Source organism: Catellatospora coxensis (genome assembly GCF_016862635.1).
Lineage (GTDB): Bacteria > Actinomycetota > Actinomycetes > Mycobacteriales > Micromonosporaceae > Catellatospora > Catellatospora coxensis.
This window is the reverse complement of the sequence record NZ_BONI01000082.1, coordinates 16,505-41,497: the sequence shown is the minus strand read 5'-3', so window position 1 is coordinate 41,497 and position 24,993 is coordinate 16,505. Positions and strand designations below refer to the sequence as shown.

32 protein-coding genes are annotated in these 24,993 nt (G+C 70.5%); 9 read left to right on the top strand and 23 right to left on the bottom strand.

The features are described 5' to 3' along the window. Positions 1–117 precede the first annotated feature (117 nt). Positions 118–1,026 (top strand): tyrosine-type recombinase/integrase, encoded by a 909-nt coding sequence (locus Cco03nite_RS34550; RefSeq protein ID WP_203698085.1) that lies wholly within the window; start codon positions 118–120, stop codon positions 1,024–1,026. A gap of 69 nt (positions 1,027–1,095) precedes the next feature. Here the strand turns inward: Cco03nite_RS34550 and Cco03nite_RS34545 are convergent, their stop codons facing one another. Together Cco03nite_RS34545 and Cco03nite_RS34540 are read right to left on the bottom strand one after the other, a co-directional pair. Then, the gene (locus tag Cco03nite_RS34545; RefSeq protein ID WP_203698083.1) at positions 1,096–1,611 is read right to left on the bottom strand and encodes a hypothetical protein; all 516 of its coding nucleotides are present in this window, start codon (positions 1,609–1,611) and stop codon (positions 1,096–1,098) included. A gap of 338 nt (positions 1,612–1,949) precedes the next feature. Next, positions 1,950–2,354, bottom strand: a complete 405-nt coding sequence (locus Cco03nite_RS34540) for a GntR family transcriptional regulator (protein ID WP_203698081.1) — start codon at positions 2,352–2,354, stop codon at positions 1,950–1,952. Positions 2,355–2,522: 168 nt separating this feature from the next. Here Cco03nite_RS34540 and Cco03nite_RS43015 point away from each other — a divergent pair, with 168 nt between their 5' ends. Both Cco03nite_RS43015 and Cco03nite_RS34535 read left to right on the top strand, forming a co-directional pair. Continuing rightward, entirely contained in the window at positions 2,523–2,654 is a 132-nt protein-coding gene (locus tag Cco03nite_RS43015) for a hypothetical protein (RefSeq protein WP_275412099.1), read from the top strand. Positions 2,655–2,759: 105 nt separating this feature from the next. Then, entirely contained in the window at positions 2,760–2,963 is a 204-nt protein-coding gene (locus Cco03nite_RS34535; protein WP_203698093.1) for a DUF397 domain-containing protein, read from the top strand. A gap of 19 nt (positions 2,964–2,982) precedes the next feature. Here the strand turns inward: Cco03nite_RS34535 and Cco03nite_RS34530 are convergent, their stop codons facing one another. After that, positions 2,983–3,306 carry a hypothetical protein gene (locus tag Cco03nite_RS34530; protein WP_203698079.1) on the bottom strand — a complete coding sequence of 108 codons (324 nt, stop codon included), beginning with the start codon at positions 3,304–3,306 and terminating at the stop codon, positions 2,983–2,985. A 114-nt stretch (positions 3,307–3,420) separates the two neighbouring features. Between Cco03nite_RS34530 and Cco03nite_RS34525 the strand changes: the two genes are divergently transcribed. From Cco03nite_RS34525 to Cco03nite_RS34505, 5 genes are all read left to right on the top strand, one after another. Beyond that, the gene (locus Cco03nite_RS34525; protein WP_203698077.1) at positions 3,421–3,573 is read left to right on the top strand and encodes a hypothetical protein; all 153 of its coding nucleotides are present in this window, start codon (positions 3,421–3,423) and stop codon (positions 3,571–3,573) included. A 26-nt stretch (positions 3,574–3,599) separates the two neighbouring features. Then, positions 3,600–4,835: a helix-turn-helix domain-containing protein gene (locus Cco03nite_RS34520; RefSeq protein WP_203698075.1), complete on the top strand. Its 1,236-nt coding sequence runs from the start codon at positions 3,600–3,602 to the stop codon at positions 4,833–4,835. Between the two features lie 198 nt (positions 4,836–5,033). Then, positions 5,034–5,399 (top strand): TraA-like protein, encoded by a 366-nt coding sequence (locus tag Cco03nite_RS34515; protein ID WP_239167898.1) that lies wholly within the window; start codon positions 5,034–5,036, stop codon positions 5,397–5,399. Continuing rightward, positions 5,396–7,273: an MFS transporter gene (locus Cco03nite_RS34510; protein ID WP_203698073.1), complete on the top strand. Its 1,878-nt coding sequence runs from the start codon at positions 5,396–5,398 to the stop codon at positions 7,271–7,273. Before Cco03nite_RS34515 ends, Cco03nite_RS34510 begins: the two co-directional genes overlap by 4 nt. A 136-nt stretch (positions 7,274–7,409) precedes the next feature. Continuing rightward, on the top strand, positions 7,410–7,622 hold the full coding sequence (locus Cco03nite_RS34505; RefSeq protein ID WP_203698071.1) for a hypothetical protein: 213 nt from the start codon (positions 7,410–7,412) through the stop codon (positions 7,620–7,622). Positions 7,623–7,918: 296 nt separating this feature from the next. Here Cco03nite_RS34505 and Cco03nite_RS34500 read toward each other — a convergent pair whose 3' ends face one another. After that, positions 7,919–8,239, bottom strand: a complete 321-nt coding sequence (locus Cco03nite_RS34500) for a hypothetical protein (protein ID WP_203698070.1) — start codon at positions 8,237–8,239, stop codon at positions 7,919–7,921. 195 nt (positions 8,240–8,434) lie between these two features. On the opposite strand from Cco03nite_RS34500, the gene Cco03nite_RS34495 reads away from it, so the two are divergent. Next, positions 8,435–8,686, top strand: coding sequence for a hypothetical protein (locus tag Cco03nite_RS34495; RefSeq protein WP_203698069.1), 252 nt, complete (start codon positions 8,435–8,437; stop codon positions 8,684–8,686). Positions 8,687–8,688: 2 nt separating this feature from the next. Here the strand turns inward: Cco03nite_RS34495 and Cco03nite_RS34490 are convergent, their stop codons facing one another. The 19 genes from Cco03nite_RS34490 to Cco03nite_RS34405 form a co-directional block, all read right to left on the bottom strand. Then, the gene (locus Cco03nite_RS34490; RefSeq protein WP_203698068.1) at positions 8,689–8,985 is read right to left on the bottom strand and encodes a hypothetical protein; all 297 of its coding nucleotides are present in this window, start codon (positions 8,983–8,985) and stop codon (positions 8,689–8,691) included. Further along, positions 8,985–9,872: a hypothetical protein gene (locus Cco03nite_RS34485; protein ID WP_203698067.1), complete on the bottom strand. Its 888-nt coding sequence runs from the start codon at positions 9,870–9,872 to the stop codon at positions 8,985–8,987. Before Cco03nite_RS34485 ends, Cco03nite_RS34490 begins: the two co-directional genes overlap by 1 nt. 9 nt (positions 9,873–9,881) lie before the next feature. After that, complete coding sequence (locus Cco03nite_RS34480) at positions 9,882–10,592, bottom strand: glycine-rich domain-containing protein (protein WP_203698066.1); 711 nt, start codon at positions 10,590–10,592, stop codon at positions 9,882–9,884. A gap of 12 nt (positions 10,593–10,604) precedes the next feature. After that, positions 10,605–13,391, bottom strand: a complete 2,787-nt coding sequence (locus tag Cco03nite_RS34475) for a hypothetical protein (RefSeq protein WP_203698064.1) — start codon at positions 13,389–13,391, stop codon at positions 10,605–10,607. 15 nt (positions 13,392–13,406) lie between these two features. Then, positions 13,407–15,686 carry a phage tail family protein gene (locus Cco03nite_RS34470; RefSeq protein WP_203698063.1) on the bottom strand — a complete coding sequence of 760 codons (2,280 nt, stop codon included), beginning with the start codon at positions 15,684–15,686 and terminating at the stop codon, positions 13,407–13,409. Between the two features lie 17 nt (positions 15,687–15,703). Further along, positions 15,704–15,889, bottom strand: coding sequence for a hypothetical protein (locus Cco03nite_RS34465; RefSeq protein ID WP_203698089.1), 186 nt, complete (start codon positions 15,887–15,889; stop codon positions 15,704–15,706). Then, complete coding sequence (locus Cco03nite_RS43275) at positions 15,883–16,452, bottom strand: DUF7426 family protein (protein ID WP_239167897.1); 570 nt, start codon at positions 16,450–16,452, stop codon at positions 15,883–15,885. The genes Cco03nite_RS34465 and Cco03nite_RS43275 overlap by 7 nt, the downstream gene beginning before the upstream one ends. Further along, the gene (locus tag Cco03nite_RS34460) at positions 16,452–17,219 is read right to left on the bottom strand and encodes a phage tail tube protein (protein ID WP_203698062.1); all 768 of its coding nucleotides are present in this window, start codon (positions 17,217–17,219) and stop codon (positions 16,452–16,454) included. Before Cco03nite_RS34460 ends, Cco03nite_RS43275 begins: the two co-directional genes overlap by 1 nt. A gap of 17 nt (positions 17,220–17,236) precedes the next feature. Continuing rightward, positions 17,237–17,686 (bottom strand): minor capsid protein, encoded by a 450-nt coding sequence (locus Cco03nite_RS34455; protein ID WP_203698061.1) that lies wholly within the window; start codon positions 17,684–17,686, stop codon positions 17,237–17,239. 4 nt (positions 17,687–17,690) lie between these two features. After that, the gene (locus tag Cco03nite_RS34450) at positions 17,691–18,029 is read right to left on the bottom strand and encodes a hypothetical protein (protein ID WP_203698060.1); all 339 of its coding nucleotides are present in this window, start codon (positions 18,027–18,029) and stop codon (positions 17,691–17,693) included. Between the two features lie 2 nt (positions 18,030–18,031). Then, positions 18,032–18,376, bottom strand: coding sequence for a hypothetical protein (locus Cco03nite_RS34445; protein ID WP_203698059.1), 345 nt, complete (start codon positions 18,374–18,376; stop codon positions 18,032–18,034). Further along, positions 18,373–18,756: a hypothetical protein gene (locus tag Cco03nite_RS34440; protein WP_203698058.1), complete on the bottom strand. Its 384-nt coding sequence runs from the start codon at positions 18,754–18,756 to the stop codon at positions 18,373–18,375. The genes Cco03nite_RS34445 and Cco03nite_RS34440 overlap by 4 nt, the downstream gene beginning before the upstream one ends. A 47-nt stretch (positions 18,757–18,803) precedes the next feature. Beyond that, entirely contained in the window at positions 18,804–19,106 is a 303-nt protein-coding gene (locus Cco03nite_RS34435) for a hypothetical protein (RefSeq protein WP_203698056.1), read from the bottom strand. A gap of 5 nt (positions 19,107–19,111) precedes the next feature. After that, complete coding sequence (locus tag Cco03nite_RS34430; protein ID WP_203698054.1) at positions 19,112–19,489, bottom strand: hypothetical protein; 378 nt, start codon at positions 19,487–19,489, stop codon at positions 19,112–19,114. 16 nt (positions 19,490–19,505) lie between these two features. After that, on the bottom strand, positions 19,506–20,345 hold the full coding sequence (locus tag Cco03nite_RS34425; RefSeq protein ID WP_203698053.1) for a phage major capsid protein: 840 nt from the start codon (positions 20,343–20,345) through the stop codon (positions 19,506–19,508). A 37-nt stretch (positions 20,346–20,382) separates the two neighbouring features. Then, entirely contained in the window at positions 20,383–20,991 is a 609-nt protein-coding gene (locus Cco03nite_RS34420; RefSeq protein ID WP_203698052.1) for a hypothetical protein, read from the bottom strand. A 68-nt stretch (positions 20,992–21,059) separates the two neighbouring features. After that, the gene (locus tag Cco03nite_RS34415) at positions 21,060–21,278 is read right to left on the bottom strand and encodes a hypothetical protein (protein ID WP_203698051.1); all 219 of its coding nucleotides are present in this window, start codon (positions 21,276–21,278) and stop codon (positions 21,060–21,062) included. Beyond that, positions 21,271–23,349 (bottom strand): phage minor capsid protein, encoded by a 2,079-nt coding sequence (locus Cco03nite_RS34410; protein ID WP_203698050.1) that lies wholly within the window; start codon positions 23,347–23,349, stop codon positions 21,271–21,273. The genes Cco03nite_RS34415 and Cco03nite_RS34410 overlap by 8 nt, the downstream gene beginning before the upstream one ends. Before the next feature lie 12 nt (positions 23,350–23,361). After that, on the bottom strand, positions 23,362–24,990 hold the full coding sequence (locus Cco03nite_RS34405) for a phage portal protein (RefSeq protein ID WP_203698049.1): 1,629 nt from the start codon (positions 24,988–24,990) through the stop codon (positions 23,362–23,364). Positions 24,991–24,993 lie beyond the last annotated feature (3 nt).

Sequence of the window (24,993 nt, the reverse complement as noted above, 5' to 3'; positions counted from 1 at the left end):
ACAGGGCCCTGAGCTGCTAGCTCAGGGCCCTTTTCTGATCTTCGGGCACCCTCCGGGCATCGCAAGCCGTTCATACACCTGCTTATTTTCGATGGCCCACATCACAGACTCACCGGCATGAACGACGACCCGAACGAGATCACCTTCGCCTCGTACGAGCGCGCGCTCGTCGCCAAACACCTCTCCGAGCGGACCATCCAGAGCTACACCGAGTCCCTCGGCCAGCTCGCCGAGTTCGTCGACGACCGGGACCTCCTGGAGCTGGACACCGCCGACATCGAGGACTGGATGGGCTACCTCCTCGAACACCGGGCGGCGACCACCGCGGGCGTCCGCTTCCGCAGCGTCCGGGCCTTCTACCGCTGGGCAGTGAAGAAGGAGCTGATCGCGAAGTCGCCGATGGAGGGCATGGAGGAACCGAAGCCCGACGACGAGCCGGTTCCGGTCCTCGGCGACGACCATCTCCGGGCGCTGCTGAAGGCCTGCCAGGCGCGCGGGAAGAAGGACCTGGAGGGCGTCCGCGACGAGGCGATCATCCGGATCTTCTGCGAGCCCGGCTCGCCCCGCGTCTCCGAGCTGGCCGGCATCCTGCTGGACTCGGTGGACCTGGGCCGAACCCCGCGCATCGGCGTCATGGGCAAGGGCCGGAAGGTGCGCACCATCCCGCTGGGCGTGAAGGCGGCGGAGGCCCTAGGCGCGTACGTGAGGCTTCGGCGCGGAGCGAAGGGCGCGGAGCGGCCGGAGCTGTGGCTCGGCGCGAAGCGGGGCACCCCGATGACCAGCTCCGGCGTGCAGCAGATGCTGGAGCGCCGGTCCCAGCAGGCCGGGGTGCCGCACACCCGCGCCCACCAGCTGCGCCACACGAGCGCCCACAACTGGAAGCTGGCCGGCGGCTCGGAGGAAGACTCGGAGTACCTGTTCGGCTGGACTCCCGGGTCGGGCATGGCCCGGCGGTACGCCCGGTCGGCAGGCATCGACCGTGCCCAGCAGGCGGCGAGGAAGGCCAGCATCGGCGACCGGCTGTGACCTGCGCCATATGGGTGAACCGAAGGAGGGGGTCCACCGTATAGGTGGACCCCCTCCCGCATCGTAGGCTCAGGCTGGTTCGGCTGGGCCGGGTAGAGTCCGGCCCAGCCGAACCGCCTCTGCCATGTCGTCCTGCCAGCGTGCGTCCGCCGGCGTCCACGTGCCGCTGTCGCCCTCCTTGGGCTTCTCGTCCTGGCCGCCCTTGGCTCGCCGCCGTCCGCGCCGCGGTGGCCGCTTCTGCTGCTGGGCGGGCCCTGACTGCTGCTGGGCCTGGGCCTGCGCTTTCTGCCGCGGGATGGACAGGCTGGTGCTGGCAAGCAGTCCCCGGACCTCCCGGACTTCCTCGCGGGTGTCGACCAGTATCCAGCCAAGCTTCGACACGACGGCGGTCGAGAAGCCGATGATCGTGAGCGTGGCGGCCAGGGCGCTCCAGCCGGGGCCGACGGCCGTCGCCGGGTCAGGGTCGGCGTTGCCGGTCGCGATGATGGCGACCAGGCCGCCCGCGCCGGTCACGCTGATCACCACCCCGGTGATGCTGGCGATCGTGTACAGGAGTCGTCTCGGTGGTGCCTTCTGTTCGGCCATTGCTCCCTCTCCCTTGAGTCCCCCGACCCTGCTGCGTGAGTGAAACCCCGATGGCAGATGTCCATGATTGCTGAGCAACGCTAGGAGCACTAGAAACGCTGCGTGGTATCTGGGAATAGGCCGGACGGGTAGGTGACCGGTCAACATTGTTGACGTGATCCAAAACGGACAGCGACCGCATTGTGGGATGATCGGCTGAGTTACATGCCTGTCTGACCGAAATGACCGATTTCCGATACGAGCAAACCCGGCAGATCATTCACGTCGATGCGTCACTCTGCGAAACTTTGGGAAACGTCTAGTCCATTATCGGATCACGGACAGTTACGGCAGACGTCTCACGCACCCCGCCAGTCGACCTCATCGCCCCGAAATAGTCGACTTCTGCCCTCGTGACGGACCTCCGCCACGGGCACGCCCGGCGGGATGCCATGCTCCCGCATCTCCTCCGGCGTCGGCATCCGCACCGTCAGCACAGCCCGCGCCGGCAGGACCATCCGCTGCAGCGGCTCAGCAGGCGGCACACTGGCCCGACGTCCAGGCCCCCCAGGTCGGATCACACCGCCCGAGCGTAGTGCCTCGTACGCCTGCCGCACGGTGTCCAGGCCGACGCCGTACTCGTGCGCCAAGTCGACCTCACGGGGCAGGTGCGCACCCGGCGCCCACTCGCCCGCACCGATGCGCCGACGCAGGTCATCGGCGACCTGCCGGTGCAGCGGCACCCCGGAGTGAGGGTCGATCATGGACGGTCACGCTAGCTGGCGAGCAACTGTTGCTCGCTACTTGGCTACTTGGCCAAGTGGGTGCAGGATGAGCGTTGTGTCGCTGCGCTGACCTGCCGTGGAGCGGAAGGCGTATCGACCGGCGGCGGTCTACTCCCGTGGGCCGCCGCCCCCACACGGGAGGTGGATGTGATCAGGATCGGCAATCCCCCGCGGCTCACCCGCCGTCAGCGGCTGTGGCGCTGGATGCGCCGCCCGCGCCGGCTGGCGATTGTCCTGCCCTACGCCCTGCTCCTCGCCGTACTCCAGCTGGTGCTGTGATGTACGGCCGCTTCGATGGGGTGTACCCGCCCCCACCCCTGCCGCCGGTGCGCCAGATGCCGGCACGACCCGAGAGAGACGACAGTGCAGCAGCAGATCAAGGGCATGACGGTGGACCTGACGGACGCCGAGTGGAGGAAGAGCACGAGGAGCGGCCCGAACTGCGATAACTGCGTGGAGGTCGCGTTCGTCGGGGAGGCGATCGCGCTGCGGGACAGCAAGGACCCCACCGGCCCGGCGCTGATCTACACGCGCGCCGAGTGGGACGCCTTCGTCGAGGGGGCGAAGGACGGGGAGTTCGACCTCTGAGCAGGACCGGGAGGGCGCGTCAGGCTTCGGCCGACGCGCCCTTCTGCTGTGCCGCCTCGCGGCGCGCCTGCGCGGCATCGGCCTGCCGGAGCATCGCCTGCACGCGCGAACGCTCCACACCGAGCTCCTCGGCGAGCTTCACCCGACTCGTGCCGGCCTCGATGATGCCGCGGAGTATGCGACCGCGGAGCTCGACAACGTAGTCCTCCAGGGCGGCGGCGGTGGGCTGGGCCGGGCCGAGCGCGGCCAGCTGGGCGAGCGGGTCCCGCTGCGCCAGGGCCGTGGCGCACAGCAGCGCGCCGAGCTTGTCGACCAGGTCGTAGTCCACCGGGGGTTTCTCCACGTCGTGAGCGTAGGGGCGTGAGTGATCGGAGCCTACTGCTACACCCCTGTTGCAGGCAACACCCCTATAGCCTAGGCTGGCGTCCACACCGGACCCGCTTACGAGGAGCACGCCATGTCCAAGACTCCCGACCGCGAGCAGATCGCCACCGACCTCGGCCGCAACCACGCCCGCGCTGCCGCCACCGACCCGAACGGCCCGGCCGCGAAGATCGCCGCCCGGCTGATCGAGCGCAACGAGCGCCTCGCCGCCGCCGAGAAGCGCTGACCGAGCCGACACCCGAGGAGCACTCCATGCAGTTCGATCCCGCAGTCGCACAGGCCTGGCTCCAGGACAACGCCACGCTGCTCACCACCATCGCCGGAGCGGCCACCGCGCTAATCCTCGGCGCGCTCATCCTCCGCACCTACCGCCGCGGCGGAGTCGACGCAACCGCCATGCTGATCGCCGCGCCGCTTGTCATCGGCTGGGAGGCGGAGGGCGTCTACGAGGTGCTCCGCGACTCGGCCGCCCCCGTGAGCTTCGCGCTGATCGGCTGCCTCATGACCTCCATGGTGATGGTTAGCCTCGGCGCGAAGGGCCACAAGCACTTCAAGCAGCACGGCACCATCGGCCCCAACGGGCGGACGGTCTGGTACATCGCCATCCCGGTCGGCATCATCGTCGCCGCGTCCGCCGACACCGCTTCCATGCAGGGCCTGCGCATCCTGATCCCGGTCCTCGGCGCGACGCTGTGGTGGTCGGAGTACCGGCCCGACGAGCCTGCCGGCCAGCGAGCCAAGGTCGCTGGCAGCTGGGTGTGGACGCCCCGGCGGATCGCCGCGCGACTCGGCCTCATCGCCCCGGGCGAGGGCGACATCGTCACCCTCCACCACGAGCGCGGCGTCCGCCAGCTCGTCCGTGCGCAGTACGCACTGCGCTACGGATGGCTCGGCCCGCGGTCGTGGCGGGAGGCGCGCGTCCGCCGAGTTGCGCGCAACGTGACGGAGGAGATGGCGACCGAGGCGTACGAGCAGATGGCCCGGATCGAGCGCGTCGTGGAGATGACCGCGCCCGGCTACGTGCCCGCCAAGATGACGCCGCCGAGCGCGCCGGAGGAGCCCGCTGACGAGGTCGAGGAGGAGCCGCTGTCGGAGCGCCCAGTGTCAGGGCCGCCGGCGACGTCACGGCACCCGCTGACCACTCAGGCGGTCGCCAAGGTGGCGGCAAGGAATCCGTCGTGGAAGCCCGCTCAGATCGCCGCGAAGGTTGGCATGAGCGAGTCGACGGTACGTCGTCACCTGAACGCCATTCGGGCCGCCGAGACGCCCGCCACCGTGGCGGCACCGGCGGAGCACGACGCCGCGGTGTCCACCGCTGACGGGCAGACGCTCCTGGAGGTGCTGGCCGACATCACGGCGGGCCGCCGCGAACCGCTCACGTTCGCCCAGATCGGCGAGCTGTTCGGTGAGGACGAGACGTGGGCGATGGAGCACATCCGGCCGCACGTTATGCAGGGCGGCAGTTTCCAGGTGCTGACCAGCGCCTGACGCATGGACCCCCGCCGGGGCCGAGATGACTCGTCCTCACCTCGGCAGGCGGCGGGGGCACCGACCACCGTACGGCCTCCGTGGGGCCGGGACCAGCGCCCGGCCCACGCAGTGGCCGCCACGACGGCGGACAGCAAGCGGGGCGCGCCCAGCCTCCACAGCCAGCGCGCCCCGCACCCCGCAAAGGAGGCACCACCAGTGTCACAGCACACCTTCATGTCCGGGGAGCCGCCCATGGACAACGTCGAGCTCCAGCAGTGGTTTGAGCTGCGCCGCAAGGTTCTGCACCAGGCGTCGATCGAGCTGGCCATGGCCGCAGCGGCGCTGGAGGCGCGGCTGCGCACCGTGTCCGGCGGCCGGACCGTCGGCGGGCTGTCCGCCCGGAAGCGGGCCCGCATGGTGGCCGGGCCGATCCGGATGGCCGCCGTCGCGCTGGGCATCGCAGCGAAGTACATGATCACCGCGTATGGGCGGTTCATCGCCGCGTACATGGTCGAGCTGGAGGCCGCCGGCGCGATCAAGCGGCAGACCCGCTCCGCGTTCCTGTTCAGGGCAGACCAGTGAGCCGCCAGACGCGGCTGCAGCTGCCGCGCGAAGTCGAGATCACGCCCGCCGCGGCGCTCCTGCCGTACGCGATCGTGCCCTGTTGCACCGTCGTGGCGCTGCCCGTCACGCTACTCGCCCACCACGCGTGGGCGGACAAGCCCTGGGCCGCCGTCGGGCTGACCGTCGCCGGGGCCAGCGTCACCGGCTACACGTGGCTGGCCGGCCGCCCACGCGGCCAGATGGTTCGGGTCACCGCCACCGTGGTTGCCGGAGCCGTCTCGGTGTGGACGCTCGGCGCGACCATCGGCGGACCGCTCACGCACCCCTGGGGGGACCTGTGGGCGCTCGGCGGCATTGCCCTGTCGGCGGTCGCGATCGTCAACCGGGTCCTGCGCCGCGGCGGCGACGAGGTGCAGCGCGGCAGCGTCGGAGAACTGGGGCAGCACATCCGCGCGCTCCAGGACGCCAAGGTGGGCCGGCCGAAGACGACCGGCGCTCGAATCGTGGCCACCATCGAGGCCGCGCCGGGCACGCCGTTCAGCCAGGTTGCCGCCGCCCGGGAGGAGATCGAGTCGGCGCTCGACGTGAGACCCGGCGCCTCCCGGTTCGTGCAGTCGCCCGACTCGGCACGCCGCGGACAGATGATCCTTGTCCCCGTCGACCAGCTCCGCAAGCCGATCCCTTGGCCTGGCCCAACCGCGCCAGGCAGGTCGATCGCCGATGCCCCGATCGACCTCGGCCGCGGGGAGGACGGGGAGCCGCTGCTGCTGTGGCTGCCCGGCGACCCCGGCCGGCAGCGCAACTCCACCCACCTGGGCGTTGTCGGCATGAGCGGGTCGGGCAAAACGGAGCTGCTGCTGAACATGTGCGCTGACGTGCTGACCCGCATCGATGCGGAGCTGCATGTCAGCGACTCCCGCAAAGCCGACCAGCTCCCCGGGTGGCTCCAGCAGTACGCGCACCGGATGGCCGCTGGGCCGGCGGCCGCCGAGGCGTACATCGAGGACCTGCCCGCGCTCATCCGTGAGCGGGCCCGAATCCTCGGCCAGGCCGGCCACAAGCAGTGGACGAAGGGCTGCGGCATCCCGTTCGTCGTCGCCGTGTTCTTCGAGGCTGCAGGCGTGCTGAACGGCAACGGCACGTTCGTCGACGTCGCCGAATCAGCGCGCTCGGTGGGCATCGCCCTGGTCGTGGAGCTGCAGCGCGCCACCTACGACCGGGTCCCGACCAGCGTCCGAGCCAATATCGGCAGCTGGGCCTGCCTCGGCGTGAAGAGCGAGGACGACGCCCAGGCCGCGCTCTCCGACGAGACCCTCGATGCGGGCGCCGCGCCGTGGATCTGGAAGGACCAGCGCGCCGGTTGCCTGTATGCAGAGCTGTCCGGCGTCGACCGCGAGCGGTGGGCCATGCCGCACCGGGCGTACTTCGCCGGCAGCGAGGACGAGCGGGCCGCGGCCATCACCCCGTGGGTCAGCCCCGGCCGTCCGCAGCCGCAGCCAGCACCCGCCATGGAGGACGGTGACGAGGAGGACGAGTCGGAGGAGGCCAACGGCGCGTGGGACCCGACCGACCCGCCGGACGACGTCGACCCGGCCCAGCCGCTGGCCGAGCCCGACCCGCACGCCCGGATGGCTTTCGGCCCGCTCCCGCGGCCGAAGACTCCCGGGGAGGCGAGGGCCATCCTCCGTCGGCACGTCCAGGACCTCCGCGACGACGGCCACGACGTGGTACGACCCGCCGAGCTCGCCGACGTGCTGGAGGAGACCGGCCGGTCGGACTCCTGGCTGTACACGGAGATGCGGGCGCTGTGCGAAGGCCCAGACGCGCTGCTGAGGCGCTCCGAGCACGGCGTCTACGACATCCTCACCCTCGCCACTGCTAACCGAGCGTGACCCCACATCGCACCATTCGCAGGGATCGCAGCGTTCGCAGGATCTTGGCCGGGCCCCAGATAGAGGGACCTGAGATCAGGGCCTGCGACCGCTGCGATCCCATCGCTGTGACCCCTGAGAAACAACGGAGAGCGACATGGATCTAGCTATGGCCGCGGTCGGGCTCGTGCTCGGCCTGGCCGTCGGATACGGGCTCGGGCGCCGCACCGAGCGGGCATCACTGGCATGGGAGGCGACCCGGGCCAGCTTCATCGTCGCCCGCGGCCTGACCGGGCAGGCGCTGGGCTACGCGCTCGGTGCCGCGCTGCTGCTCGCCTGCGCAGGATTGGCGCTTTGGGTAGCGCGCTGACGGGTCCAGGTGGGAGATGATGCGGCGATGAAGTGCGACGTCTGCGGACACGCCCGGCACGTGCCGAAGGGCGCATCCAGCCAGCGGAAGTGCGTCAGGAAGGGCTGCGGCTGCATCCGCCACACAGACGCAGACGGGCAGTTGATACGCGTCGGACCGTCGGTCCGCTCTGCTCGGGCGGACGTGCGGCCCTCGCTGGGCAATCCGAAGGTTGGCCCGGCGTCAGGACCCGAGACGGGTTCACCGCCGTCGGGACCGAGGTAGGCGCGCCCCGCCCCCGACGTGGGGCGGGGCGTTCAGTAGCCGAGGACGCGGTTGCCCAGCGCGATGACGCCAACCACCAGGTACAGCCCGCCGAACGGGTAGCCCAGGAACAGGGCGGCCTGAGCGAGGCCGTGCCCGCGCCGCTGGCCCACGCGAGTGTCGACCATCGCCTGATGCGCCGCGAAGACACCGAGCAGGCCGGGGATGCCGAGCAGGCACCAGCCGAAGAACACGTTAAATCCGGCGAGCAGGAACGCCACGATGGCCCGGCCGGAGACCGGGGGAACGTAAGCGATCTGCGGCGGCTGCTGAGGCTGGTGGCCGTATGGCTGGGGGACCCGGGGATACGACATCCGCCCATCATGGCCACGATCGTCAACGCTGGTCGATCCCGCGTACGGGCGGCAGAGACGACGGAACGGCCCCGCCTGCGCCACCGAAGTGGGCAGGCGGGGCCTCTCCCAGGGCTCGCACCCCCGCACGAGCCTAGACATAGTCGACGATGCTGTCCAGCGGACAGCGTCATCGAACACGTGTACGATCCGGCCGTGGGCTGGATCAAGGATGTGAGCTGGTGGAACGGACTACGCGGGCAAGAGCAGCGCCGGATCTGGCTCTACACCGACGGCACCCTGTGGCGTGTCGAAGCTCGCCAAGGCCCGAGCGGCAACAACGGTGAGCGACCCATCTGGCGCAGCCCGACCGGCACCGAAGCCGAGGCCCACGCCCTGGCCGCCGCGATGCGCGCGCGCAACCCTGGCGACGACTGGCGAGAAATGCCCCAGGCCTGGATCGAGTAGGGCTACGGCTTCGAGGCCGGCATCATCTCGGCCATCTTGTGCGCCATCTCCAGGATCTGGTCCTGCTGCTTGGAGATGAGTTGCACGAGCTCTTTCGTGTTGCCGTTGGTCTGCTGCTGCACCTGCTGGGCCGTTGACTGCGTCTCGGCGTTCTGCTTCACGATCAGACCGAGTGCGGACAGGATGGCCACGCCAGACGTGACCAGCGCGGCAGTGTCCTTGCCGGCGAATGTGAGCGCGCCGATGACCAGCAGGACGACGCTACCCAGGATGGCCTGAGGCAGGGTGAGCTTGTTCATCAGCTGCCGTCTCCTGCCGGGGTTGCCCCGTCCAGCGAGCCGAGGGCCCGGCGCACCGCGCGGTCGGCGGCCTGCTCCACCATGTTGTTCAGCTCGCCCCTGACGCCCGCGACGACCGCAGCGACGAGTGCGGCCTCGTCGACCGGAAGCGGTTGCGCCGGCGGCGCGGCCAGAGTCTTCTGCGCGGCCTGCACCAGCAGTTCGGCGCGCGAGTCGACCGGAGGCGGGTTGACGGTCAGCACGCCACCTGGGGCGTCGTACCAGTAGTCCCGGAGGTTCGACTCGTCCGCGAGCACGTGGCCCACGGTCCGCTCCTTGTAACTGGTCGGAAAGGCCAGCCTGTCCTTCTGCTCCATGTCGTCAGCTCCCGTCAGGATCGCGAAGAGCCGCTGCAGCACCGCCAGGGTGTTCGCGAAGCGGCGCTTGATGGTGATGTGCAGATGCCACAGGTGCGAGTCGTCCGAGGTCGCAACCCTGTTGGCGATGTTGTTGTAGCCGTCAACCCGGTCGTCCCCGTCGGTGTTGCCATACCACTCGGAGACCTCTTCGAGCAGCCCGGCCCGGACTGCTACGTCGAGCCGCTTGCACACCTCGAGCAGGACCGCCCGCGGCAGGGTGATGTCGATACCGACACACCAGTCCTCGTCGCCGAGAAGGTCGTCCGGGTGGCTGATGGTGTAGGTGCGGTTGGTGCACCACCGGCTGGTCTTGATCCAGCGGCGGGACCGGTGCGCTCCCCGCAGGTGGTTGTTGTCGCCCTTGCAGCCCAGCGCACCAGGCGATAGCCGCCAGAAGACGCCAGCCTCGGCGATGAACCACTTGATCGCGTCTGGCACCGTCTCCGCGCGCCAGGCGGCCTCCTGCTGCAGCTGGGAGTAGCTCGGCATGACGACCTCCTAGAACCTCGTGATCGCAATGACGTAGCCAGCAGAGCCCGCACCGCCAGCAGCGGCCGCCCCGCCAGCGGTCGCGAGCGCGCCCGAGCCGCCTGCGCCGTAGCCGGTGCCAGCAGCGCCAGCGAGGGACTGCGAGGAGGTCACCGCGGCCCTCGCCACGCCGCCGCCGCGGCCGCCGCCCGCGCCGGACGCGGCGAGCCCGCCATCGCCCGACCCGGTGCCGCCTGGCTCGCCAGCCTCGGCGATCTGCCCGGTGCCGGGGGCCCCGCCAGCGCCGCCTACAACGGAGAAAGAGGCCGTGCTGCTCGCCGCCGCAGTGCCGCCCACGCCGCCGTTAGCGGTCACCAGGGAGCCCGCCGAGCTGTTGCCGCCCGTGCCGCCCGTGCCGCCGCCGGAGGTGCCTGCCGTGCCAGCCGCGCCAACCGTGATGGTCTCGGTCGATCCCACGTCGGCGGCGTCGAAGGTGCTCTCGCTGTAACCGCCGCTGCCGCCGCCGGAGCCCTTCGTGTGCTGACTCGCGGCGGCGAGAGCGCAGCCCGCGCCGCCGCCGCCGCCAGCCCAAACCCTGAAGGTGACCGACTTCGCCAGCGGCGGCTTGGTGTAGGTGCCCGACGTCGAGAAGGCCTGCACGTCCTCGCCGTGCACGAACGCGGCGAGCAGGTCGGGCGCAAGGATGAAGTTGCCCGCGACGATCTCGTCAATCCCGGCCACAGCCCACCTCCGTCATAGTCCGGCCCGGCCGGTATCGGTCACGGTCACCTGCTCATCGGCCGCCTGCGCCTTGTCCTCGGGCAGGCGGGTCACGGTCATCTCGTACAGGCCCGCGAAGGACACAAGGATTCCGCGGCTGATCGCAGCCCCACCGCCGGTGACGACGAAGCTGGCTGGCTTGGCGCGCACCGGGCGTTGCAGGATGCGGTACGCCCACGTCAGACCCTGGTCGGAGCCTGTGGTGCTGTCCGGCTCGTCGATCTCCGTCGCACCCGATGGCGGGGCCACGGACGTCCAGTCGTCTTGCTTCCAGCCCAGGTACAGCCACACCTGCGCGCCGAGGTTCGACACGAGCATCTCGGGCAGCGGGATGTCCTGCCCGCTGCTGTTGAGCTGAGACGCGAAGTTAAGGAAACCCAAGGTGCCGCGCCCGGTGTCTATGCGCCGGAAGGCCGCCATCTGCGCCGACACGGTGTCCCCGGCGGACCCGCCGGAGGGCGTGACCGTCGGCGCGACCTCGCTGCCGCTGTGCGCCCTGACGCATAGGCGCGTGTTCCCGGACGCCAGCAGCGTCGTGTAGCCCGCCGGAGTGCCAACGGTGCCAACGCCGCTGGACCGGATCGCAGCCCAGATCACCAGCAGGTCCCCCGCCTGCGCACCGGCGGGCAAGCCTGGGCTGACTGCGGCGTTGTCGGCGTGTGCGGCCGTGCCCGCCGCGACGAAGGCCGGCCCGAGGATGTCGGTGGCGTTGTACGTCAGGCCACCCACGTCGATGTCGATGCCGGCCCCGCCGCCGCCCGGGAACAGCCCCGGCAGGATGCCGCTGGTGGCCCACACGTCGCGGTCCGGCCTGACGCGCAGCGTCGTCGCGGTCTCGTCGACCGCGCTCGCCAGGGTGCTGTACCCGGCGCCGTACCGGCCGCGCTGATTGGCATCCGTGCCGTATATGGCGATGTCGTACGGGGCGTACGGCGCGCAGTTCGCGGTCGCGGTGAAGGCGGTGCGGGTGCGCGTCGCGGTATTCCACCCGACCCAGATCAGATCCAGCACGCCCGAGTGCGCCAGCTCCTGCGGGGCGTTGACGACTTGGACGCGGTCACCGAGGCGCAGAGCCAAGAACGCGGCCGCGAGCTGGGGCGCTGCCAGGAAGTTGACCGTGATCTTCGGGACGCGCTTGCCTTTGACTGTGCCCAGGTTGACGTACCAGCCGGCGTGATGGATCGGCTGGCTGTCGTCGTACAGGTTCAGCTCCGGGTCGTCGCCGAGCCGGGGTGCCGCGCCGTTGGTGCGGTCCACGGTGCCGGACGACCCGCCGCGGCGGGTGACCGTGCTCTTGTTGACCAGCTTCTGGTCATCGGTGATCGGGCGGAGCGGGAAGCCCAGCTCATACGCGTCGGCGTCAATCGTGAGCGCTGGCGTCTGCCCATACATCTCGGACAGCGCCCGGTAGGCGACCGCACCGCGGGAGTCGTCGAGCAGTCCGTGATCGGCGTCGGAGGCCTCCAGGAGGAGGTCCATGACGCGGCCCGGCTCCTGCGGTCCCATCAGGGTGGACACCGTGGCGGTGATGTCGGAGGCGATGCGCTGCTCGCGCAGCAGGCGGGCGATGCGCTCGTGCGCCATCTCGCCGGCCCAGCCGCCGATCGCGCGGGCGTTGGACACGTCGTCGGTGCCCAGCGTGAATGCGGGGTCGATCCACACCCCGACGTGGCCGATAACCGTGTCAGCGGCCAGCGCGAAGGTGCCGTTGGGGAGAACCGCCGAGATTCGGCCGTGATCGTTGCCGCCCGACAGCTCGGAGATGGAGGCCAGCACGGTGCCGTCTGCGCCGATCAGAGCTGCGGCCCAGCTGTCGGCCACCCCACCGGGGTCGTCGACGGCCTGGACCACGACAGAGACCGGCAGGCCGAACACGGTGCCGCTCGGGAACACCTCGAACCACGAGTCGACGACGTTGCCCGCAGTGTCGCGGGTCACCAATGCCAGCTGCTCTCCGGGCGTGATGGCCACGGAAACGCTGCCGTACGTGCCACCCCGCATCTCTGCCCGGAACACCGTGACAGCCTGATTCTGGGCGACGAGATCCTCGGGTGGCACCACCATTGCCTGCACGGTCCACGTGCCCGTGGACGTGTAAGTCGGTACGGTGCCGCGCGCGTTCGACCCGGCCTGCCACACAGGCAGCGGCCGCGACCCGACGATGGTGTCCCTGGTGGCGAGGGTGATGTCGCCGCCGAGCACCATCGACGGAACCCCGGGAGTTGCCGCAGCGAACCGGGTGGCGTCTGCACCGTCCTCCATCGGCCAGTACGCCCACGGCGCGATGTCACCCGTTGCGTACCCAGCCATGGTGCGGTACATCGCGGACCGCTCCGAGTCGCCCCGGCCCAGCCGGCGGAAGATGCCGTCAGCCCGGACCGCGGTTCGGGGCAGCCGGCCACTGGTCCCGCCCCACGTGTCGGTGATCTCCGAGGCGAACTGCGTGAACAGCTCGCTCCAGCTGCCGCCGCCGTCCAGCGACAGCGAGCACCGGATCGGACAGTCCACCTTCCAACCCGGCCACATGTCGCTGAGCGGATTGTCCGTCGACCAGCGCCGCGCCGGGTTCCGGAAGGTGAAGGCGCTCTCGCTGCTGGTGTCGCCCTGCTCGTCCTCAGTGCCACGCTTGTGCGTGATCGGCACACCGATGGCGAGGTCGTTGGTGATGTCCGTCCACGACCAGGTGCCGGGGTCGGCCGCCGGATCTGCGCTGGGCGCCACCTCAAGCCGGTAGCCGAGGGCAACCGCGGGGTACGTCATGCTGGCTCCCTTCGCTTACCGGCCGACCAGCACGCGATCCGTGCGGCCGCCCTGGGTTCGGGTGGTTTTGCGGACCACCCGCAGGACGCCGCCCTCCGGCGTGTCCACAGTGACCTTGATGTCCACCAGCTGGCCGCCGGTTGCGCCGTCAACTGCGGGCTCGCCGCGCTCCAGGCGGCGCACCTGCGCCGCCGGCATGACCACCTCGGACTGGTGCACCATCGCCAGGCCGTCACGCAGGATGCGGCCGCCGACGTCGAGGCGGGGGATGTTGGGCGTCGAGAGGGTGCCGCCGCCGATGTTCTGGCCAAACGCGGTGAAGCCGGGCAGCGTGAACGACAAGCCGTTCCACTTGTCGATAATCCAGTTCAGGGCCGATTTGAAGCCCTCCTTGATTCCAGACCAGAGCCCGGACGCCGCCGAACTGATCTTGGATGGTAGGCCGGTCACGAAGCTGACCAGGGAATTCCACTTCGCGACGATCCAGTCCTTGACCTTCGTTGCGGTGTCAGACAGCGCCGAGAGCTTCTCATCCAGCCACTCCAGAGCGCCCCACGCTGCGGGAATGCCCGTTTCGATCAGCCAGCCCAGGACGTCCATCACGGCCGAGCCAATTGCCACGAACCCGTCAATGAAGTCCTGCAGGTTCTGCTTGTTCTCCGGGTCCTCAAGCCAGGTCCGCAGATCCTTAATCCCGTTGCGGATCGAGTCGAACAGGCCAGTAGCCGCATCGCCGTTCTCTGAGTCGGTCCACATCCCGAAGAAGTCACCGAACAAGCCGAGCAGGTCGCCGCCCAGGTCCCAAACCTCGCCGAGCCAGTAGGCCGCAGTCTCGAAGAAGCCGGCCAGTTCGCCGGACTCCTCGGCATCATCGATCCAGGTCGCGAAGCTTTCGATGGCCCCGGCGAGCTTGTCGCCGAGGACGTCCAGGAACGGCTTCGCGGCGGCGGCGAGCTTGGCGAACGCCTTTACGCCCGGACCAGCGATGGCAGCGCCGACCTTCTCAATCTGGACCCGCACGGTCTCCATCCCGATGCCCAGGTCGTCCATGACCTCTGGGTCGCGGGCGGTCTCCGAGAACGTCTTGAAGATCCCATTGAAGGTGTCGGCGTACTTGCCGAGCGAGACCTCCAGCCGGGGCAGCCACGCGTCTGCGAGGAGCTGCACCTCGCGGCCGACGCCGGCGAAGAGGCGTTGCTGCACCCCGAGCCTCAGCGAATCCCACTCGGGTGCCAGGCCCTTCAGCACCGACACGAGCTGCTGCGCGGATGCGGCCAGCTTCGTCGTCTCGGCTGCCGCACCGCCGCCGCCAGCGGGCTTTCGGGCCTGCGACAGGGCATGCTCCGCATCCGCAACGCCCTCAACCGCGCGCTCCTGCCGGCGCAGCGCCGCCGTCACCTCCTCGGAGCCCTCGACGCCCTTCGCCGCGGCGTCGGCCTGCTCCTGCTCCAGGTCCCCCACTCGATCCCGGACGTCCTCTACGGCCTGCTGCGCCTGCCGGTACGCCAGCTCGGCGCGCCGAACCTGCAGCCGGTCGCCGCCGCGGCGGGCCTCACGGAGGTCCTTCTCGGCCTCTGCAACCGCCAGGACGGCAGACTCCTCATCGAGGCGGGCGCTGGCCAGGTTCCGGTTGAGGTCCTGCAGCCGCTCGGCGGCCGCCATGCGGGCCCGGTTCAACGCCAGCTGCGAGTCGAGCACCTCGCGGTTGGCGTCACGGACCTGCCGCTCCGCCCGCGCCACCTGGTAGGCCCGGTCGACCGCGCTGCCACCGGCCCGGGTCGTCTTCTGGAAGGCCTCGGCGAGCCCGTCGAAGCCGAGCGCCAAGGTGCCGATCGCGGCGCCGCCGCCGACGGCCAGCGCGGGCAGAGAAGCCAGCGCGCCGCCGAGGGCGTAGATCACCGGGATCGCGACGACCGCACCGGCGGCGAGCGCCGACAGGATGGGGATCAGGCCCCACAGGCTGCCGCCGACACTGCCCACGGCCCCGCCAAGGTCGCCCAGTGCGCCGGTCAGCTGCGCGAAGCCGCCCGCGGCCGCGCGGCCGGCTTCCTGTCCCGCAGAGACGAAGCGGCCGCGGCTGTCGCGCAGGCGCCCGTCCGCGCCTCGCACAAAGCCATCTCCGCCGTGTCGTCCCTGCCCGGCCAGTGCCGTAGCCATTGCACGTGAGGTCGCGTCCGCCTCGCGCTCCAGGTTCCGACCGGTTTGCCGAAACTCCTGCTCCGCTTCCTTGCGCCCCCGCGTAAACGGGGTCTTATCCAGCTTCAGGAACGTCGTCAACTCGCCGAGGATCAGCACGGTGGCCACCCCCTCGGCTACTGGGGCGGCTGCTCCTCGCGAGGAGCCAGCGCGCGTGCGAGGCGGGTGTCTTCAGCCAGCAGGCCGACGATGCGGGTGGACAGCCAGCGCCAGGACCGGGCGCGCATCAGCGCCCGGTCGTCGACGTCGATGCCGTAGCGCTCGTGGAGGTCAGCCTCGACGAGCGCCCAGTGGGTCAGAATCTGCGCCCACGTGACCGTCTGCCCCGACTGCGCCCGCTGGACCTGCTCGGGGTACTCGTACCACTCGAAGAGGCCGCTGACGGGGTCTCGGCGGCCTCGGCCGTACTGGTCCCGCCAGCTGCTCGGCGCGCTGCCCTCCGCTGGGCCCGGTTCCCCGGGCCCCTCGCTTCCGGGCGGCCGCCAGACTCCCAGTAGCGCCGGGCCGCCTCCTCGCCGCCGACGATCCACCAGTAGGCCGTCTGGGCGCAGAACTGGATGTAGGGGTCGGGCACGGCGTTCTTCAGCATCTCGGCGTAGGCGCCGCCAAGCATCAACTCGTCGAACGGCTTCTCCCCGCCAGGCAGCGGAGGCAGCGCGGCGACCCGCTCACGGGCCCGCTCAGCGGCCGCCTCCATCTCCTCCGGAGTGTCCGCGCTGCCAACCTCGCCCGCGGTCTGGGCGATCCGTCGGCACCAGAGACCGAGCTCGCCGGACGGGAGGGGCACGGTGTAGACCGTGCCCCTGACCGGCAGTTCCAGACCCGGCGAGTAGTACTCGTCCAGGTCGGCGAACCGTACGCCCATCAGGCGTACACGTAGTTGTCGGCAGCGGTGTCCGCGGACTGACCGGCGTCCGTGGTGACCCGCACCGCGACCGTGCCCGCGGTGTGCGCCGGGGCGATGGCCACGATGTGGCTGTCCGACACCACGGTCCAGTCGTCGGCCGCGGTCGCGCCGAAGACCAGCGCGGACACGTCGTCGACGCCGTTCGGCATGAAGTGCTGGCCGTAGATGTTGACCAGCTCGCCGCCCGCGGTGCCACCGGTGGCCGGGTCCACGCTGGTGACGGTCGGCAGCAGCGACGCGGCAGGGTTGGTGATGTCGGCCAGCGCGCCCTGGCCCTGCAGCACGATGTCGATCCGGTCGCCGCCCTTGCCGCCAGGCAGCGGCCACGCCTTCACGTAGACGCGGCCCTCGTGCGAGTGGCCGTCGTCCAGGCCGTCCCGGTTGTAGAACCGGACGCCGAACTCGTACTGCTCGACCCTGCCGCTCCTGTGCCCCTTGAATTTCGTGCGGAGGAAGGAGTGCACCGAGTTGAGGGACGTGCCGGCCAGGTCGGTGCTGAGTGCCAGCTTGATCTCCAGCCGCCAGCCGTAGCCGACATTCGTCTCCCGCTTCGCTCCGGCATCGGTATACATGCCGTCGTCCTCGACCTCCACCTCCTCGATCAGCTTCATGTCCTCGATGCCGTACAACTGGGTGTAGTTGGTCGAGGGATCGGCTGCGATGTTGATGTCGAGCCGGTGGGACCGCGCGAGCGATGTCACGCGGTCGGTGGGGGTCGTCGCCATGACGCCGCCTCGCTTCCTTAGTCGGTGTTGTTGCTGGTAGGCCGCATCGCGTGAACGTAAAAATTCTCCGAACGCTCCCAGCGGCCGTTGCCGTCCTCGCCGAGCGGCGTGTACGACTGCCGCCACATCTGCACGATCGGTATCTCGCCCCACCGGGCACCGGTCAGGCCGTCCAACTCGTCGAAGATGGCGTCTGCCAGGTCGTCGCACACCCGCGGGTCCGTGGTTCCCCGCAGGCGGATCTGTACGCCGGTCAGGTGGTCCGCCATGCCCTGGAGGGTGGTGCCGAGCGGGTACTCGGCGAGGGACACGAACCGGTCCGGGGACTGGGGGATCTTCCGGAAGAAGATCCCGATCTCGTTGGTCTGGTAGGCCCCGGTCGCCCGGTACGTCGCTACGCCTGCGGCGTGCAGGTGCTGGGCCAGGCCGACCAGCAACCTGGAGGTGAAGCCGTCACCGGTCGCCATGACGTCACCCCAGCTCCTCGCGCATCGGCGCGGCGATAAGGGCGAGGATCGTCTCCCGCTCGTTGTGCATCGGGTCTTCGAGGTACTTCGCTTTGCGGCCCTCGGCGTGCCGGTAGTCCAGCTCCTCGTGCTGCCGCACCGCGTACTTGGTGTCGTAGGAGACGGCGGCGACCAGGTCGTCCCGGTCCACGCTGGCCACGCCGGAGCGCTCCAGCGTCGCCTCGTCGATCGGCACCTCGGTCCGGGACACCTGCAGCAGGTGCTCCGCGCCGAGAAGGAGCCCGTCCCCGCCCGCGCCCGTGAGGAGCGCCTCGACCTCGTCGCCGTTCCAGTCGAGGTCCATGGCTACTCCAGCGCCAGCTCGACGTGCTCGGGCAGGTCGTGGCCGGACGCGTTGAGCGTTGAGGCGACGAGCACCCGCGTGACCCGCCCGTCCGGGAGCGTCACGCGCGACCCGGGCGGCAGGACCGTGTCCGGCGGGCAGAAGACGGCCGTCTCCGACAGCACCTCTTCGCCTGCGGCGTCCTGCGTCTGGACGCGCACGCGGCGCCGCATCGCCTGCACGACGCACGGCGTCACCGCCGCCGGCGAGGCGTACACGTCGCCGAACGCGCCCGAACCCTCGTACGCCTCGCCGGTGATCGTGTCCGGCGAGGGAACGCAGGCGGCAACGAACTGTGCCCAGTTCATCGGCCCACCCACGGCTCCTGGCCGGTCAGGCCGGCCTCCTGCAAAGCCAGCCAGGCCTGCTGCCACAAGCCGTTGACCTTCACCGCCTGCGCCGCAGGGTTCGACCCGCCGCCTCCCCGGTTCACGGTGAGCTTCCCCAGCGTGAACGAGGTGGGCGCGGCACCGCCGATGCCGTCGGTGGCACCTGCGGCGAGCTGGCCGGCTGCCTGCTCGCAGGTCGCCACCTTCAGCGCCTCCGCCGTCTCCGCATCCTCGACGTCGAAGACCGACGTCAGCAGGGCGCGGTTCACGTCGCGAGTGGCGCGGTCGAGCAGCAGATCGGCGTTGTCTGGCACGGTGTCGACGTAGGCGGCGAGGTCGGCCGAGGTTGCGTACGCCACGGGTCACCTCCCTTCGGAGCGGGCCGGGCCCGGAGGCCCGGCCGTGCTCACTGGGCTGCCCGGCCGCGGGGCTTCCTAGCCGGCGGGGCCGGGGCCGGGGTGGGCTCCGGCGGGGTATCCAGGAACTCCTGGAGCTCCGGCGGCAGGTCGTCGTCCTCGCCGCCCGGGTCGCCGTCGTCCTCGTCGAGGTCGAGGTCCGGTTCGGCCTCCGGCTCGGCGAACCGGCTGCCGTCCGGGTTGACCCGGGTGATGTGGCCGGCGTTGAGCCGCTTCTGGATGTCCGGGCTGAGCGGCAGGTCCATCTCCCAGACCGTGCCGCCCTCGCCGCGGATGTGAACGGTGTCTCCCACGCTGGTCACACCTTCGGAATTTCGAGGATGTCGATGGTGCCGGTCATGCCGGTCTCGAAGTCGATCGACATCGAGCCGTCGTCCTGGAGCACCTTGTCCGACTCGAAAGGCCCGAAATACTGGGCGCCGGTCGTGGCAGCGACGGTGACGGTCAGGTCGCCCTGACCGGCCCGCAGCGCGGGCGGGTTGTCGCCCGCGCGCACCGTGAGAACGTTCGTGCTGCCCTCGGTGTTGGTGACCCGGATCAGCATCCGCTCCGGCTTCGCGTTGGCGACGGTAACGCCGTTGGTGACCAGCGTCGCGTCGATGGTCGTCGGACCCGTGGCGCTGTTCAGGTTGCTGTTCTTGACCAGCGCCCGGGGGACGATCGCGGTACGTGCCATGGCTGGCGGTCTCCTATCAGGTCTTCGACGCGGTCAGCGTCGCGATGTGGTCGGGGCGGATGAGCTTCGCGCCGTACACGTCGAGACCGCGGACGGCGTCGGCGAAGGTGCTCTGGAGCCGCAGGGCCTCCGTCTGGAGGATCTGCTGCGCGAAGCTGATCGCCGAGTTGTGGCCCGCCTGGACGATGTAGTCGTCGCCGGTGACGTTGATGCACTGGTTCGACTTGATGATCGGCATGTTGTCGACCATGCCGACGAGGCCGTTGCGCAGGCCCTGGCTGCCGCCGGAGGCGTCGACCCGGACGAACAGGTCGCTCTTGAGCAGCAGGCCGTAGTACCAGGCCGGGACAACGCAGTAGCGGCCGTCCTCGGGCACGTCGGCCTCGTCGAGCTTCACGCCCAGGTTGATGATGTTGTCGTACGCCAGGGTGCCGGTGGTGATCGACGTGGTGCCGATGGCGTTGGCGGACACGACGCCGGTGTAGAGGCCAGCGATGTAGCTGTCCTTGCGCTTGGCCATCCGGTACGCGGCCCGCTTCATGGAGACGCCCATGACGTCGCCCTTGGCCTGCCGCTTGTCGATGTCGTCGACCTTGAAGGCGAACTTCTGCTGCTGGTCGATGGGCATCGTCTGCCCGGCGTCCTGCAGGTCCTCGTAGGTGAGGGTGTCGCCGGAGGAGTAGTCGGAGACGGTGGGGTCGCCGACGTTGGTGATGTGGACGGTGTCGCCGGCCTGGCTGATGTCGCCCTCGTAGTCGCGGTTGACCACGAGGGGCGAGCCGAAGACCAGGGCGGTCTCTGTCGCCTGCAGCAGCACAGCCGACCAGATTTCCGGCCGGAATCGCTGGATTGACACGGTGGGTTCTTCCTTTCCGGCCGGGTATCGGCGCGGGTCAGAGGAGGTGGCTCAGCTTGCCGTCGTCGTAGGCCTGGGCGATCTGGGCTTTCGACATGGTGGCCAGCTGGGCTTCGGTGATCTTGTTTCCGGCTCCGTTGCCGCCGGAGAACTCGCCGCCGGATGCGCCGGAGGCGGGTGGCTTGGCAGGCGCGAGCTTGGCGAAGCGCTTGACGGCCGCCTTGATCGCGGCCTCATCAACCTCGCCCTTCTCGTCGACGAACTTGGCGGTGTCGACCAGGTCGGCGACCTCGCTCAGGTCCACGCCCGCGGTGGCTGCTGCGGCCTTGAACTCGGCGGCAGCGAGGCGCTTGCCGTAGTCGACGGCTGCGGCCTGGCGGCCGCGCTGCTCGGCGTCGGCGGTGGCCTTCTCGTCGGCGGTCATGGTGGCCGTCTTGGCCTTCTCGCGCTCGGTCTTGAGGTCGTCCTCGTTCTTGCGCGAGTGCTTCTTCCACTTCTCCGCGTCGGCCTCGGCCTTCTCGGCGCGGGCCTTCCAGTCGATGGTGTCGTCCGTTGCGGTCGACGCCGTGCTGGCGGCGGTTGCAGTGGGGTCGGTGCTGGCGGTGCTCTCGGCGCCCGTCGCGGCCGCGGTCGAGTCTCCGGACATGCTGGTTACTCCCATTTCGGGTGGTGGTTGGTGCCCGTTGCGGGCAGCCCCGGTTGCGCCGGGGTGGTCTACGGGGTGCGCAGCGCGAGCGGGCCGTTGGCCCAGCCCCAGCGCCGGTACTGGCGGAACGCCTCCGCCTCGGTGACGTCGCGGGCGCGTGCCCGGTCGCGGAGGATGTCGCGGGCCAGGTCTGCGTCCTCGCCGCTGTAGCGGACCTCGTCACCATCGAGGGTGAGGCGGGCCCGCTCGGCGTCGGTCTCGGTGTCGACGAGCAGCAGCTCAGCCATCAAAGATCGACCTTTCGCCCGCGGTGTGGCCGGCAAGCATGTCGAGGACGGCCAGGCTGAAGTCCAGCCAGCTGCCCCGGTCGACGTGCTCGAAGTCGGGCCGCAGCCCGGTCAGGCGGCGGCGCAGCTCGGCGACGTCATCGGCGGTGAGCGGGTTCGGCCCCAGCTCCAGCGAGCTGGCCCGGAAGTGGTCCAGCGCCGGACCCTGCATGAAGCCGAGCAGCTTCGCCTGCCGAATGATCGGGCTCGTCTCGTCGAGCAGGTTGTCGGAGCCGGTCCAGGCCAGGCCCTGGTCGATGCCGGTGAGGGTGCCGTCCTTCGCGACGAACATATTGCCCTCGTGCCGGTCGATGTTGCCCGTGAGTAGGTCGAGCAGGCCCAGGCGCTTGGCCGCGGGCGAGTCGAGCGCGGCCTCCGCCCGGGCGCGGTCACGTTTGCGCAGGGCGTGTACGTCGGTGCCGTCTGCCCAGTCGGTGTAGATGTGCCGCTCGCCGGTCCGGTACGCCCGCGGCACCGGCGCGCCAATGGTCCGGCCTACCAGGGCTGCGAGCTGCTCGGCGTCGGCGTAGTGGCGGCTGTCCGGGTCGGAGTCCGCGTACGCCTTCGAGAACACCTTGGTGCCGTCCGGCATCGTGAGCCGTTCCTTGACCCCGGCCTGCTCGCCCTTGGCGATGACCTTCCGGTCCGCGCGGCCGGCGTTGGCCACGTGCGCTGCGAGGTCAGCCAGGCCGGTGAGGTCGCGGTGGTACGGGGCGGCGTCGGCGGGCACGGTGGGCGCAGCTGCCGCAGACGCCGGTTTCGGCTTCGGCTTGGCCGCGGGCGCGGGCGCGGAGCGTGCGGGCCGGCCAGCATCCGCTGCGGTGGTGTGGCCCAGGTTGACCTGCTCGCGCTCCGGCTTGCGGAAGATGCCGAGGTGCTTCGTGGCCTTGACGTGCGCCCGGATCGCGGCCTGCCCGGCCCGGATCTTCTCCTCGGCCCGCTTCGCCGCCTCGGGGGTCATGGCCCCGGCCTGCTGGAGCTTCGCCTTGCGGACGATGCGCTCCAGCGCACGTAGGCGCTGGCGGGCCTCGTCGCCCTCCGGGTCCTCGGTGTTCGTGGGGATGCGGGTCACCCCGGGCAGGTACGCCGAGAGGCTGTGCCGGCAGTTCGGATGCATCAGCCCGGCGGCGATCGCCTCCGCAACGGTGCCAGCCACCTCGACCTCGACGGGCGTGCCGCTGATGGCGTGGGGCATCTCCACCGTGCGCGGGCCGATGCCGCCGCTGCGGGCGAGCACCTTGCCCTCCCACGGACGACACCTCACGCACTCCTGCGGCGCGTTGGAGACGATGACCAGGTCCAGCTTGGCCGCGCTCAGCCGGTCGAGGTGTCCCTCCACGGCCGCCTGGGCGACCCCGGTGCGGGTGGCCATCTCCACGTACGAGGCGAGGTTCCAGGCGCGGCCGGCCTTGTCGTGGAAGCCGGTGACGCCCTGGGTGAGCAGCCGCTCCCAGGCGCGTTGCGTGCCCGCACGCCGGGTGGCAGTGCCGAGCAGCACCGGGGCGAGCGCGCCCTCGGCGACGACCTCGCGGTAGGAGTCGACGGCCCAGCGCAGGACGGGCAGGTGTGTGCCGGCCAGCCGGGAGGCGAGCCCCCAGACCATGCGCTGGAGCGCGCCGAGCTGCGGGAAGGCCCGCACTGCGGCGGACAGCGCCCGCTGCACACCGGTGCCGGTCGCATCCAGCACGTCCTGCAGGGCTTCGGTCTCCGCCGCGGCGGGCACCTGCCGGCCGAGGCGCAGGATCTCCGCCGTCGCCGCCTCGCCACCGCGCATGTACGCGAGCACCAGCGCCTGGGCGATCGTGCCGTCATCGGTGGCCAGCCGGGACAGCAGCGCCTGCACCGAGCGGCGGAGCGCCCCAGCCTGGGCCAGCTTCTGCCGGGCCCAGTCCGGGGCGTCCATCCCCGCCTGGAGACGTCGTGCAATGTCCGCGGCCAGCTCCCGCTCCGCCCTGCCGTAGATCTCCAGCAGCCGGTCCGCGATGTCGAGGTCCAGGTTCGGCCCGTAGGCGGTGGTGCGGTCGACGGGCATCGCTCACCCCGCCTACGGCTGCTCGTCGCCCTCGTCGTCGTCCTGGCCGGGCGGCGGGTTGCCTGTGAAGGTGGCCGGGTCCTCGACACGGCTGGCCTTCTCGATCTTCTCGACCTCGGCGGCTACCTGCTTGTCGTCCCAGTCCGGGCGCCGCATGCGGACCATCTCCTCGGTGCTGATCGCACCGGCGGCGCTGAGGAGGTTGATCTCCTCGGCGAGCGCCTTCGGGTCGACCGCGACGCCGTCGGCGAAGATGACCTGTGGGTGCACGGGCTCGACCTTCGCGCCGAACACGTCCTTGTAGATGACCAGGAGCGCGTACAGCGAGTTGGCCAGGCCGGGCCGCCAGTAGCGCGTCTTGCGGTCCCGCGTGATGAAGCTGCGGCGCTGCTCTGCGCCGACCTCGGTGGCGGTGACTGCGGCGTCTCCGCCGAGGCCGAAGGTTCGGCCGGAGTAGCCGGCCGCGCCGACGATGCTCGCCTTCAACGCGTCGATGACCTTGGTGTGGTCGTCCACGCGGATGTCGAACTGCACCTCGGTAATGCTGACTACGCCGTCCTCGCGGGACATGACGTCGATCGGCTCGTACAGCTCCTGGTCCAGGTCGACGCTCGCGCCGTTCCCGGCGCCGTGCGACTGGATGTACTCGCGCGGCACGATCAGCCGCGCCTTGCCCAGGTCGACGTCCCGGATGAGGCTCGACCAGGTCAGGTCGAGGGCGTCCATCATCTGCTCGACGCCCGCGTAGTCGCTGCGGCCGAGGTGGGCGGCGTGCGGGGTGTTCCGCCAGATCCGGTTCGGCTTCATGTTCGGCACGTAGATGGCCGTCATGAGCTTCGCGTCGGGCAGCACGATTGCGTTGCCCTGCTCGGGGTCGAGCGCCTTCGCGATGGCCTCGGTCTCCGGGTAGTCGGCGAGCGACACCGGCGTGCCCAGCTCGTCATCGGTGCCCTGGTAGACGCCGTGCAGGATGCGGCCGGGCTCGTGGCGCTCCAGGTGCCGCACGACGACCTTGCCCTTGGCGAGGATGACCCGCCAGAAGGTGACCGCGGCCAGCTGGCCCCAGCGCCATTCGGGCACGGCCGCGTCGGGGTGGACCGCGGTCAGCCACGGCTTGTCCCGTGCGGCCTTGTCCCAGACGACGCGCAGGTACACGCCGCCCAGGGCCGCGCAGACCTCGGCGGCCTCCAGCAGGGTGGCCTGGGTGCCGTCGTCCATCAGCTCGTCCAGCGCGACCTGCGTCGGGTCGACGGGCGCCGTCTCGCCTTCGGCCGGCGGGATGGCGTCCGGGTCCTCGGGCACGGTGACCGTCGGCGGCTCGGCGAACAGCAGGTCCGAGCTGGCGGAGGCGATGTCGGCGGCGATCGGCACGTGCAGCCGCTGACGCTCCCGGTTGCCCTGCGAGCGAGCACCCCAGAACCACCTGCGCAGCCCGTTGACGACACCGCGCACCGCGGCGCGCCAACCGCCCTGCTCGCTGGCGAAGAACCCGGTCGTGTCCGAGCCGACGCCGCCGCCGTAGATCGCGGACAGTTGCTCGATGTCGCCTGCGTACCAGGCCGCCCAGGTCGCGTACTGGGCGTTGATCGGCTCGCACTCTTTCGGCGGCCAGGGGATGGTTCCGCCATCAGGCAGCGGCATCGT